The sequence below is a fragment of the Citrobacter sp. R-1.5.2 genome (assembly GCF_035064245.1).
Classification (GTDB): domain Bacteria; phylum Pseudomonadota; class Gammaproteobacteria; order Enterobacterales; family Enterobacteriaceae; genus Citrobacter.
Genome location: NZ_JASEYC010000035.1, coordinates 1 through 10,008, shown reverse-complemented (window position 1 = coordinate 10,008; position 10,008 = coordinate 1). Strand labels below are relative to the sequence as shown.

Below are 10,008 nucleotides of genomic sequence, written 5' to 3'. Positions count from 1 at the left end.
GAGACCATTAAAAGAGGCGTCAGAGGTAGAAAACGTTGCTTAACGTGAGTTTTCGTTCCACTGAGCGTCAGACCCCTTAACCTGAAAGAACATGCGCCACCGGTAGGCAGTCATCTGCCCACCCTGAGTGAGATTTTTACCAGCGAAGCTCATAGATTTTTGTCCGACAGTCATCGCATCACCAGTGAGGTGATGACGTGGTCTGTGATAAAAAGGGGGGAAACAGGCTATCGCCGTCGCAGCGACAGAGAACCGGAGAAAAAATATCCGGGTTATTCGATCAGGCTCAGTTCATACTCCGCCTGCAGACATCCGGCCCGCCAGTCTTTTTCATTGACCAGCATTGCCAGAAAACGGACCGATGCGGCCACATCAACATAACCCACGGTATGGCGTTCACAGGCTTCCATGCCCCGGAAAGTGAACACATAGCCTGCCCAGTAGGCTACAGTCGCCATGCGGTGATATTCGGGGAGTGAACCAAAGACGCTCAGAAACGCCTTTGCTCTGACCAGCTCGCTTTCCAGCTGAATGAGCGACCAGAGTTCCTCTGAACAGCCTTCATTCACACAGGGTTTCATTGTGTTATTCCTCATCTGTCAGGCAGATAACCGGGTTCTCAGAGATTTAAGGGCACCGGAAGTAAGACAACGCAGCGCGTATAAGACTGCATCCCCGGCTTTCAGAAGAAATCCGCAGAACCAGGTGCAGAATAAACCACCAGTAAGGCAGAGCAGGAAAGTAGTCAGTGGGAGGAGAACATCCCATTGAGGAAACCCACTGTATTTCAACGCATTCAGGTATGAGAAGAACATTGAGTGTGACAACTGATACTTAATAATGTCAGGGGCGTACATTTCCAGGAGCAGGATTGTCGAGACAATTGTGATTAAGACGTAAGACAGAACGGACAAGGCAGTGCGGGAGTTGTATGAGTTCATGATGATTGACCTTTGGTTGTTAATAATTCAGCGCTCGCCGCAAACATGACTGCACCTGTGCAGTCATGTGAGGAAGCGAAGTATCACAGGGATAACCACGGGCACTTACGCTCAGGAGCATAAATGCGCTATATTTATGCGCATACATGATGCGCAAAGGATTTAACAATGAATACGACTATGCGGTCGCGCAAAAGAAGCACCAACATTTCGCTGGATGCCGCCCTGGTGGACGAAGCGAAGATGCTTAACATCAATCTTTCCGCTGCCCTTAACTCTGCGCTTGAACACGTGGTCCGTGCTGAACGTCAGGCCAGATGGCGACAGGAGAATAAAGCGGCTATTGATGCCATGAATCAGTTCACCGCTGAACATAGTATTCCCCGCAGCAGTGCAGGACTGAGCGTGTTTAAATGAATCAGGGAACAGTATTCAGAAAGCTGGATAATCCGGAATACCCGTATTTCCTCATCGCTCAGTCCGATCAACTTATCGATCTCAACACCCGGGTCATTATTCCTTTTGTCCGGTGGCGTCAGTCATTACCCGGGATGAGCAAAATTAATCCCGTTGTTAACATCGATGGTGAGCGATACATTCTGATGACACAGCTGATTCAGACGGTTTATCTTCATGAGCTGGATGAGGAGGATATTCACAGTTACCGCCCTGAGATGAGAGACCTCATCGTCAGCGCGATAGATTTCCTGACAACGGGAAGTTGAAAGGGGTTACATAATGCCGGCGATGGATTTGGCCAGCTGCGCTTCCAGAACGGGTTTTGCCTCTTCAAATTTGAGGTTAACCTTGTTGGCGTTGGATACCACGCGGGTCTGATATTTTGCCCTGTTTCCCTCTTCTGTGCTGGTCTGCACCTTAACACCGGAGGTTCCCTGCTTCAGGGCAGCAATATTATCCGTCGTAACTTTGGCTTTGCTGCGTTCGGAGATTTGCAGATCAGTCACCATTGTATAGTTAACATCTTCCACCATCGCATCCGCGGCCATACCAATCAGGCCGGTGGCCAGTCCGACACCCAGGGTCGCACCTGCTGAGCTGGAATTGTAGGCAGTGATGCCAGCTCCCAAAGCAGCGCCCATTGCCGCACCTTCATAACCGGTTTTCAGGAATCCCTGGGCTTCACGCAGGTCCATCTTTTCAGCTTTCAGCACATTCGCCTGAATCCAGAAATAAGCACCATCAGGTGAACTGGTGACACGATACCCTTTTGCTGCCAGTTCACTGGTAATTTGAGACTGAAGGCCGGACATGTGGTAATCCCCCCGAAAAACCGGTGTGTTTATAAGTAGAATTTTTTCGTAATCTGAACCGGGGAGATCTCTATGAAAAAATCACGTTTTACTGACAGCCAGATCATGTCCATCCTGAAGCAAGCCGAGGCCGGAACACCGGTGACCGAACTGTGCCGCGAGCATGGCATGAGCAATGCCAGCTTCTATAAGTGGCGTTCTCGTTTTGGCGGTATGGACGCCTCCATGATGACCCGTCTGAAAGAACTGGAAGACGAAAACCGTCGCCTCAAAAAAATGTATGCTGAAGAACGGCTCAAAGCCGAAATCATTCAGGAGGCCATGGCAAAAAAGTGGTGACGCCATCGCGTCGAAAGCTGATGGCACAGGATGCAGTCAGAAATCGAAACGTCAGTGTGCGTTTTGCCTGCCAGTTGTTTGTTGTCAGCGAAAGCTGTTATCGCTATCAGCCTCATCTGAATGAAGAAAATGATCTCATTGCTGACTGGCTGATCCGCATCACTGACAGTCAGCGCAACTGGGGATTTGGCCTGTGTTTTTTATACCTGCGTAATGTCAAAGGCTTCCGGTTCAACCACAAAAGGGTGTACCGGATTTACTGCGAGTTGTCGCTGAACATGCGAATAAAGCCGAAGAAACGACTGAAACGGGATAAACCTGAACCGCTGGTAGTGCCTGAAAACAGAAACGAATGCTGGTCGATGGACTTCATGCATGATCAGCCATCCCTTCATGACATTAAGGGCATTACCGTTTGTGGACATGCTTGTTTCTCCGGATGTAAACAAAATGATTTGATGTAAGTGCTTGTTTACGCACGCGATATTGTCCCATGACTCTAAAAAAAAAAAACTGTGACACATGTCACATTATTTAAAATGTTTAGGATTTTTCTGAATATATAAGTGAGTAGGCTTTGTCATTCAGGTTGTTTTTGTATTGATTGCGAGATCTATAGCTATGAAAGTGAAAGAGAAAATGTGGGATGGCCGGGGTAGGCCGCGCAAATTTCGTCCGGGTGAGGCTGTGGAGTGGCGATTGCGGGCACCGGACAATTTACTGATGGAACTGAGAGTCTGTGCCAGAACAGGAAAGAGAAGCGTTAATGATGAAATTATTGCGCGACTGTTGCAGTCACTAAATTACCAGCCAGATGTCCCTGTTATCAAAACAGCTGAGGGTGAGCGTTTGATTTCGCTGGCAGTGAAGTTCGAAGACTGGTTGCATCACCTGCTTGATGGGGATGCATATTCCGGGGAGATGAATAAAATTGGCACCCCCCAAGCGGAGCATCTTTGGGTGTGGTGTGAGGGTGAACGAATATTACTTCCGGGTAAGACGACAGGATATAGTATGCGTATTCCGGGGAATCTTGCCGAAGAGATTCGCACAATGGCCAGAGTTCACAGGCGCAGTCTGAATGATGAAATGCTGACAAGGTTGATGAGTACACTGAAATATTTTACAGGGCGGGTTCTTGAACAGAATGAGGATGCTCAAGCTCTGAAAGTGCTGTGCATGGAATTTGAGATTTACTTAAAAGAAAAAATTAATGAGGCAGAAAAAAGCGCGCTTCCGTGGGATAAGGATAGCGCGCAGTGATCGACGGAGGCCGGGTCGTCCGGCCTCTCGTGCTATTTATCATCGATAATGAAGTGCTGTTTCTCTGCTGCGTCTTCAGCAATATTAATGGCGCTGATGTTATTGTTTATCAGGTCATCAAGTGAAACTCCCGCCTGTTGCCCCTTGAGGTTAACATAGATTTCAGAGACCAGTGCAGTCAGAATCATAATACCTTCCCGGGAGCCTGATACTTTCTTTATCAGGTCGCGGCGGAATCCATCAAGGTCGAAGGTTGACCCCTCTTCTTTGGATTTATAAACCATAAGACCAAGCCGGACAAGTTCATTGACTATTGAAGAATAGTTCATTTCAGAGGTGGTTGCGCCCTTCTGAAGTTCAATATCCAGTATATCCTGTATTTCCCTGTCGATTTTATCTTTGAAGTATATGTTCTTGCGCGGCATAATATTTCCCTGATTTTTTCATGCAGTGCCGGATACGGCACTGTCGACCATTTTTCATGTGAGTAAATTCACCCTCAACCTGAAGAATGCGTTCATATAAAGACTGTTCTGACTTAAATGTGTGTGTTAATCCGGCACTGTGATGTGTGTGCATCCGGCACCATCAGGTGTGTGGATTAGGCACTGTGATGTGTGTGCATCAGGCACTATCAGGTGTGTGGATTAGGCACTGCATATCACTAACCTACTCTATTATCAGGATACACACAATCCCCACACCTTTTTCCCACATATTCCAACTTTCCGCATAATGGCATAAGTTATTTCACTGAATTCAAAGAGAAAAACTGCAAGATGAAATCTTGCGTGGGGTGTGATGTTTTAAAGGGTTAGCAAAGAGCGGCAAGTAAATAAGTGTGCCCGGGTTGTAACTGGTATTTGAGAGCGTGGCTGAATGCATGATTCAGAGCGCTTCCGCGCGTTTGTAGGGAATTATCTTGATTCAAATGATCTGGCGGAGTATTTTTTATTGCGCAGCGTATACCGGTTTATGATCGACATAAGGTCCATAAAATGAAAATAACGAAATTCCCCATCCTGTTGATGATGTTCTCACTATCGACATTCGCCGCACCGCAGATGTGTTTTGACCAGGCGGGGAGAGACTATCAAATAGATCCGCTGCTGCTTATGGCAATTTCAATTAAAGAGAGTCGTCTTAAAGCGTCTGCGGTAAATGGATCAAACAACGATGGATCAGAAGATGTCTGCGGGATGCAGGTGAACAGTTATCATTACAGTAAACTTAAAACGTTTAATATTGCCCGCGATCGACTATTAAAAGATCCATGCATATGCGTTTACTCGGGTGCGTGGGTTCTGGCGCACAACTTCCAGTCCTACGGGAAAAACTGGGACAGCGTTGGAATGTATAATACGGGGCCACGTGATGTGATGATAAAAAAACGCCGTGCCTACGCTACAGAAATAAAAAACATCTACCGTATTCTGCTCGCCAGAAAAACAATACTGGAACAATCATCAGAGCCCCCCCTCAGTGTCAGCAGCGAGGAAAACCGAAGAAATCGTTATCAACAAAAATTAATAAAATAAAAAACCGCTCATAGGAGCGGCTTTTTCTCAGGCTTTGAGTTTTGCAAACTCTTCGGCCATTTTCCAGAGAACCTGATTTAATTTGATGTCACCATCTATTCCGGAGACTTCCCGCGTTCTGGTCATCTTCCCTTTTGGCGTTCTGCCACGAATCCCCCCACGGATCACATTTTCCTGCACCACGTCAAATGTTGTCCATAAATCCTGCCCTTTATCGAGAACACGGCGGGGGTTAATAATTTGCTCCGGCGTTATTGGTGCCGGTTTTCCGTCATACTTAAGTTCCAGGGCTGTTGCGCCAAAAAGGCGCTGCTCAGGCAAAGTAAGCTGAATGCTTTTCATCAGGTCAATATTTTCATCGACCGCGTCAAATGTTTCCAGCACCGTGTAAGCACCTTCGATAACCTGCCCGACAATATCTCCTTTGTGTGGCACGCGAATTTCGCCAAAATCCTTCCATGCAACCAGGCCATTACTACAAACCTGACGGAACATACCGGGGATCATTTTATAGCTACTTGAACCATCATGGCTATTCAGCAGAATAATTTCCGGTACTTCCTTTCCGTTAATCTGGTCATGACGACGCAGGCGGAGCATATGCTTTGTAAAGTCGCGTTTATCCTGGTCACGCGTACGGGACTGGGTTGCATAATATGGCTGAAAACCTTCATCACGTAATCGGTCAAGAATGACAATCGTTGGAATATACGTATAACGCTCTGAACGAGAATCGTGTTTTTCCTCAGAGAACGCACTCGGAACAATGCGCTGTAATTCGTCATTCGTCAGCGGGCGGTCTTTACGGATTGATGTTGGCATACGATAGCGGCTTGCGAAACTGACCATAATTATTTACTCCTGATTATTTAGTGAGAGATGAAGAAATAACGCGATGGAAATTATCCAGCGGCGCTGCAGCTGCTACCGGACACCCGTCGACTACCCAGACAGAGATATAATCCGGGCATTCGTAATCAATTAACGTCAGCTCAGAGGCATTCGCTGGCGGTGTAAAAATACCTGGTTGTGGCTCCCCTTCCGATGCAGCCAGGACCCAGCAAAACAGATCCGTGAACTGGGACGGAGTGAGGTCTGAATCACATGTTCCGGTAGGGGTGTTAACGTTCATCGGGTGTACTCCTCGGGTGTACTCCTCGGGTTGTCCGGGTTATTCCCTGCGAAAATGACGCGGGGACAGTTCATGGGGCAGCAGTCACTGCCCGTTCGTTAATCGTGATACGGGCAGGGTTCACCGCTGCCGCTCTGGCAGCAGGCACAATTCGACGTTTCCTCGACGCCAGCGGCCTGTGCCCATCCGCTATGCCACGCACTTACCAGCTCCGGAACGTCTGAAAACATATGCGGAGGGGTATGCTTACCACTGGCAAAATCGCCGTAGCCTTCAAGCATCGCCTCAAAAACAACATCCAGCGCCTCGTTTTTCGCTTTCACGGCGTCGATAACACGCATCACGCGCGCTTTACCCCACTGAATGCGCAGTGCCAGACCTCTCAGCGGAGGTAGTTCGCCCCCCATCTTCCTGGAAGATTCTTGAGCGGCGGTTTTGACGTTGACGTTTCGTGTGTGCATCCTGGTTTTCTCCTGTGGTGATGGTTGTCCATCTCCCTGGTGAGTTCTCTCGCGGCAAAGGGCAAAGGAGCAACGGCGAAGGGAGGAAGGAAAGGGGCGCAGACAAAAGTTTTTGCGGATACTCGCAAAAAGTTTTGGCGGAGTGCATTTCACCCCTTGGATGACGACCCGACGGTGCTACGACCAGCCCTCCGCGTGAGGACACACGGGACGATGGCCTCACCGGGGGAACAGGGTGCACACACCCGACACGTCGGAACGGCGTGGCGGCCTTAAAGCGACAGTCACACCGTCGCGGTCGCAGCAAGCCAGGGGTTGACCTTCGCCATCAGACCCTAGCGAAGCCCGAACCCCGAAGGGATTCGGCGGAGACTGGCGGGTGCGCAGCAGCTGCCCTGGCGGAGTGGGGCTCGACGACCGGACAGCAGCGCTGGCCGGGAGCCGAAGGGGGCCATCGCCCTGCCCGTTTTTCTGTTTCAGGCCATGAGAGAGCAGTGCCATCACTTCCGCATTCAGATCTCCGGCGAGGCGAGGGAGGTTTGAAAACTTTAATTATTAATGCTAATGTACGCATACACTAGCATTAATCTACGGTCCATAAAATGGCTGAAGAATCTCAGACTGAACAGTCCCGCGCTTATTTTTACCGCAACTTTAAGTACACCCTCGAACATCTGGCCAGAGATTACCAGGCAGAGCTGCAGCGTTATTCCGATGAATCATGGGAATTCCCTCAGAGGGCTGCACGTCTCAGTGCAGCAGTTAAACGCTATAAAACGTACCGGATGCTGAGTTTTATTTTTGAAATCGCAGACGACATCGATCTGGATTTAACTCCACTGATTGTAAAGCGTCTTTGCATGCGTCTTTTCGGACGTTCGGGCAGTCAGGACATCATCGTCAGCATTTTTGGCCAGAAAGGTCGCCAGCATCGCAGCAGAGACAACACCCCTGCCATCCTTGATGAAATTGCCGCCCGCTACCGTCTTGCTGCACATTCCTGCCAGGCTTCAACGCTCAGTGATATTGAAAGTGTGAAAAAGAATTATCAGGCAGGCATCCGTTCAGCACGGAACAGGGAAAAATAATCTTCCCATATTAATGCTAATGGATGCGTACAGTAGCATTAATATGTAATACAGAGGTAATACATGAAGGGAAGAGAGCGGGCGCGCCGGAGGCGCTGCCGCCCTGCCCCGTTCCCCTGGAGGGAACCTTCCTTTCTGGTTGTTCATGCGTGCGGTCGCACCAGAAGTGGAAAAAGGGGCTGCCAGCGAACCGGCAACCCCTTCATAAAGGCGCTTCAGGCATGTCAGACATCATCAGTTCCTGAATGGCGGGGGATTCCCCCGCCGGGGTTAGCTACTTAGCGGATTCGTAAGCCATAAAAGCCGCCACCTCCCTGTTCGTGTCCCTGTAGCGAATTTCGCAGAGCGATTTCCGGGTCAGGTAAGTGAATATCAGCAGTGTGAGACACACTATTAACACGCACCAGAGCAGGGTACTTCGTGGCAGTTTCATAGCTTACTTCTCTGTCAACGCAAAGCAGAAGTGTCACCTTCGGTGCGAAACAGAGATGTCATGCTTTGGTTCAGAGAATGCGTTTGACCGCCTCGCTATATACTTCCGAGCGTTCTCTTTTCCCAACAGAAATCACGAAAACGACAACTTTCTCGTCTATAACCTGGTATACAAGGCGATAGCCTGAAGACCGGAGCTTAATCTTGTAACAATCAGGCATACCACGGAGCTTGTTTGCTTCAATCCGGGGTGACTCAAGTACTTCAACCAGCTTCTTTTTCAACTGTTCACGTACCGTCGAGCCCAGCTTTCGCCATTCCTTTAGTGCCCGCTCGTCAAAATCCAGAAAATACGCCATCAGAGTTCATCCAGCGTCACACGTACTGGCTTAGGATTACGAAGTCGTTCTTTCACTATCTCCACAAGTTCAGCATCTTCATCACTCAGGAGTGTCTGTTTGAACGGCAAGCGTTCATTGTCAGCGATATACTCGAGCATGAGACGAAGCGCTTCAGAAGGAGTTACGCCCATTTTTTCAAGCGCGGCGTAAGAACGCGCTTTAAGTTCATCGTCAATACGTAGGTTAATGCTACCCATGTCTTACACCCCTTGTAATTACAAATGTCATTACAAGTATCGCACTACAACATGCTTAGGGCAAGTCACGAAGTAAGTCAGAAAGTAGTCGTAAGAACGGTGATCACTGTCCGCTTTGTGCCAGGAACGGACGTTACTACTAGCTCAAGCAAACCGCTCCTTAGCCCTTAATGAAGAATGGAGGTATTGGTATAAATAGGTGAATATCGGAATATCTCCAACAGGGAAAGGGACGTTTTTAGGGGATAACTATATTATCACCTAGTGGCCGTAAGAATATGCGCAGAGAGAACATATTTCACAACAGCCACCTTAGTTTTATGAAAAATCATAAACCGTAGGAATATTTAAACGCATTTAAACGTCAGGCGAGCAACGCCATTAACAAGTAAGTGTGTATCAATATCAGTTCTGACTTCTTTCATAGATTTATTTTGTACCCTACAGAAATCAGAAGCCTTTTTTGTTGCAGTGCCAATAGCGCCTCGTATACGACCTGCAGCAGGAGCAGCTTCTACCTCAGTGAGGTAGTTCCCATTATCCAGTTTTTTGACATCGGACTGATATGTCAGACCCAGGCCTTGAAACTGTGTTTTATCATTTTGCACAGAGCAACCGCTTAGAAAAGTACCAATTAAAATGGTGGTGGCAATTACTAATGTTTTCATGTAAAGAACAATCCTTATGTATTTGGTTAGTCTCTATTCTACAAACTGAAATACAACATAAATTAAACCAATTGCTATTTATAGATTTGCATACAGCTATCGTATTGAATATTTAGAGAAATAAATCACACTAACCGAAAAACAAGAACGTCAGGTGATCTGTTCCATATGATTCAGAACACATCGATGTAAACATGGATCGGCTTTGTTGAATAAATCGAACTTTTGCTGAGTTGAAGGATCAGATCACGCATCTTCCCGACAACGCAGACCGTTC

At 47.9% G+C, this 10,008-nt stretch carries 14 protein-coding genes and 4 pseudogenes; 7 read left to right on the top strand and 11 right to left on the bottom strand.

All coding sequences use genetic code 11. From position 1 onward, the window contains the following. Positions 1 to 272: 272 nt before the first annotated feature. A complete protein-coding gene (locus tag QMN38_RS25870) occupies positions 273 to 581 on the bottom strand; it encodes a hypothetical protein (RefSeq protein ID WP_008324887.1) in 309 nt (102 codons plus the stop codon). Between the two features lie 528 nt (positions 582 to 1,109). Between QMN38_RS25870 and QMN38_RS25865 the strand changes: the two genes are divergently transcribed. After that, positions 1,110 to 1,358, top strand: coding sequence for a type II toxin-antitoxin system CcdA family antitoxin (locus QMN38_RS25865; protein WP_008324889.1), 249 nt, complete (start codon positions 1,110 to 1,112; stop codon positions 1,356 to 1,358). Further along, positions 1,355 to 1,666: a CcdB family protein gene (locus QMN38_RS25860; protein ID WP_323606357.1), complete on the top strand. Its 312-nt coding sequence runs from the start codon at positions 1,355 to 1,357 to the stop codon at positions 1,664 to 1,666. The genes QMN38_RS25865 and QMN38_RS25860 overlap by 4 nt, the downstream gene beginning before the upstream one ends. A 6-nt stretch (positions 1,667 to 1,672) precedes the next feature. On the opposite strand, the pseudogene traT reads toward QMN38_RS25860, so the two are convergent. Continuing rightward, a pseudogene (gene traT, locus QMN38_RS25855) lies at positions 1,673 to 2,221 on the bottom strand (complement resistance protein TraT); the annotation flags it as partial. A gap of 63 nt (positions 2,222 to 2,284) precedes the next feature. Here traT and QMN38_RS25850 point away from each other — a divergent pair. Next, positions 2,285 to 2,940: pseudogene (locus QMN38_RS25850) on the top strand (transposase); the annotation flags it as partial. Positions 2,941 to 3,172: 232 nt separating this feature from the next. Further along, on the top strand, positions 3,173 to 3,814 hold the full coding sequence (locus QMN38_RS25845; RefSeq protein WP_323606356.1) for an Arc family DNA-binding protein: 642 nt from the start codon (positions 3,173 to 3,175) through the stop codon (positions 3,812 to 3,814). A 32-nt stretch (positions 3,815 to 3,846) separates the two neighbouring features. On the opposite strand, the gene QMN38_RS25840 is transcribed toward QMN38_RS25845, so the two are convergent. Continuing rightward, positions 3,847 to 4,239 carry a relaxosome protein TraM gene (locus tag QMN38_RS25840; protein WP_008324961.1) on the bottom strand — a complete coding sequence of 131 codons (393 nt, stop codon included), beginning with the start codon at positions 4,237 to 4,239 and terminating at the stop codon, positions 3,847 to 3,849. 573 nt (positions 4,240 to 4,812) lie between these two features. Here QMN38_RS25840 and QMN38_RS25835 point away from each other — a divergent pair. Continuing rightward, on the top strand, positions 4,813 to 5,352 hold the full coding sequence (locus tag QMN38_RS25835; RefSeq protein WP_323606354.1) for a lytic transglycosylase domain-containing protein: 540 nt from the start codon (positions 4,813 to 4,815) through the stop codon (positions 5,350 to 5,352). 27 nt (positions 5,353 to 5,379) lie between these two features. On the opposite strand, the gene QMN38_RS25830 is transcribed toward QMN38_RS25835, so the two are convergent. From QMN38_RS25830 to QMN38_RS25820, 3 genes are all read right to left on the bottom strand, one after another. Then, entirely contained in the window at positions 5,380 to 6,201 is an 822-nt protein-coding gene (locus QMN38_RS25830) for a DUF932 domain-containing protein (RefSeq protein ID WP_323606353.1), read from the bottom strand. 16 nt (positions 6,202 to 6,217) lie between these two features. Then, complete coding sequence (locus tag QMN38_RS25825; RefSeq protein WP_008324972.1) at positions 6,218 to 6,484, bottom strand: hypothetical protein; 267 nt, start codon at positions 6,482 to 6,484, stop codon at positions 6,218 to 6,220. 98 nt (positions 6,485 to 6,582) lie between these two features. After that, complete coding sequence (locus QMN38_RS25820; RefSeq protein WP_049259749.1) at positions 6,583 to 6,945, bottom strand: hypothetical protein; 363 nt, start codon at positions 6,943 to 6,945, stop codon at positions 6,583 to 6,585. 602 nt (positions 6,946 to 7,547) lie between these two features. On the opposite strand from QMN38_RS25820, the gene QMN38_RS25815 reads away from it, so the two are divergent. Next, the gene (locus QMN38_RS25815; protein ID WP_008325142.1) at positions 7,548 to 8,033 is read left to right on the top strand and encodes a hypothetical protein; all 486 of its coding nucleotides are present in this window, start codon (positions 7,548 to 7,550) and stop codon (positions 8,031 to 8,033) included. Between the two features lie 274 nt (positions 8,034 to 8,307). Here QMN38_RS25815 and QMN38_RS25810 read toward each other — a convergent pair whose 3' ends face one another. From QMN38_RS25810 to relB, 4 genes and pseudogenes are all read right to left on the bottom strand, one after another. After that, complete coding sequence (locus QMN38_RS25810) at positions 8,308 to 8,433, bottom strand: type I toxin-antitoxin system Hok family toxin (RefSeq protein ID WP_322090673.1); 126 nt, start codon at positions 8,431 to 8,433, stop codon at positions 8,308 to 8,310. Next, positions 8,375 to 8,503, bottom strand: a pseudogene (locus QMN38_RS25805) (DUF5431 family protein); the annotation flags it as partial. The gene QMN38_RS25810 and the pseudogene QMN38_RS25805, both read right to left, overlap by 59 nt. 33 nt (positions 8,504 to 8,536) lie before the next feature. Then, positions 8,537 to 8,824 (bottom strand): type II toxin-antitoxin system mRNA interferase RelE, encoded by a 288-nt coding sequence (gene relE / locus QMN38_RS25800; protein WP_000323025.1) that lies wholly within the window; start codon positions 8,822 to 8,824, stop codon positions 8,537 to 8,539. Further along, the gene (gene relB, locus QMN38_RS25795) at positions 8,824 to 9,063 is read right to left on the bottom strand and encodes a type II toxin-antitoxin system antitoxin RelB (protein ID WP_000534858.1); all 240 of its coding nucleotides are present in this window, start codon (positions 9,061 to 9,063) and stop codon (positions 8,824 to 8,826) included. Before relB ends, relE begins: the two co-directional genes overlap by 1 nt. A gap of 24 nt (positions 9,064 to 9,087) precedes the next feature. Between relB and QMN38_RS25790 the strand changes: the two are divergent. Further along, a pseudogene (locus tag QMN38_RS25790) lies at positions 9,088 to 9,207 on the top strand (hypothetical protein); the annotation flags it as partial. Positions 9,208 to 9,410: 203 nt separating this feature from the next. Here QMN38_RS25790 and QMN38_RS25785 read toward each other — a convergent pair. Next, a complete protein-coding gene (locus tag QMN38_RS25785; RefSeq protein ID WP_004197483.1) occupies positions 9,411 to 9,731 on the bottom strand; it encodes a hypothetical protein in 321 nt (106 codons plus the stop codon). Positions 9,732 to 10,008: the final 277 nt, after the last annotated feature.

Coding starts and splice junctions, on each gene's coding strand:
- QMN38_RS25840 (WP_008324961.1), bottom strand. CDS start 4,239: ATGCCGCGCAAGAACATATACTTCAAAGATAAAATCGACAGGGAAATA.
- QMN38_RS25820 (WP_049259749.1), bottom strand. CDS start 6,945: ATGCACACACGAAACGTCAACGTCAAAACCGCCGCTCAAGAATCTTCC.
- relE (WP_000323025.1), bottom strand. CDS start 8,824: ATGGCGTATTTTCTGGATTTTGACGAGCGGGCACTAAAGGAATGGCGA.
- QMN38_RS25785 (WP_004197483.1), bottom strand. CDS start 9,731: ATGAAAACATTAGTAATTGCCACCACCATTTTAATTGGTACTTTTCTA.
- QMN38_RS25865 (WP_008324889.1), top strand. CDS start 1,110: ATGAATACGACTATGCGGTCGCGCAAAAGAAGCACCAACATTTCGCTG.
- relB (WP_000534858.1), bottom strand. CDS start 9,063: ATGGGTAGCATTAACCTACGTATTGACGATGAACTTAAAGCGCGTTCT.
- QMN38_RS25860 (WP_323606357.1), top strand. CDS start 1,355: ATGAATCAGGGAACAGTATTCAGAAAGCTGGATAATCCGGAATACCCG.
- QMN38_RS25830 (WP_323606353.1), bottom strand. CDS start 6,201: ATGGTCAGTTTCGCAAGCCGCTATCGTATGCCAACATCAATCCGTAAA.
- QMN38_RS25870 (WP_008324887.1), bottom strand. CDS start 581: ATGAAACCCTGTGTGAATGAAGGCTGTTCAGAGGAACTCTGGTCGCTC.
- QMN38_RS25825 (WP_008324972.1), bottom strand. CDS start 6,484: ATGAACGTTAACACCCCTACCGGAACATGTGATTCAGACCTCACTCCG.
- QMN38_RS25845 (WP_323606356.1), top strand. CDS start 3,173: ATGAAAGTGAAAGAGAAAATGTGGGATGGCCGGGGTAGGCCGCGCAAA.
- QMN38_RS25815 (WP_008325142.1), top strand. CDS start 7,548: ATGGCTGAAGAATCTCAGACTGAACAGTCCCGCGCTTATTTTTACCGC.
- QMN38_RS25835 (WP_323606354.1), top strand. CDS start 4,813: ATGAAAATAACGAAATTCCCCATCCTGTTGATGATGTTCTCACTATCG.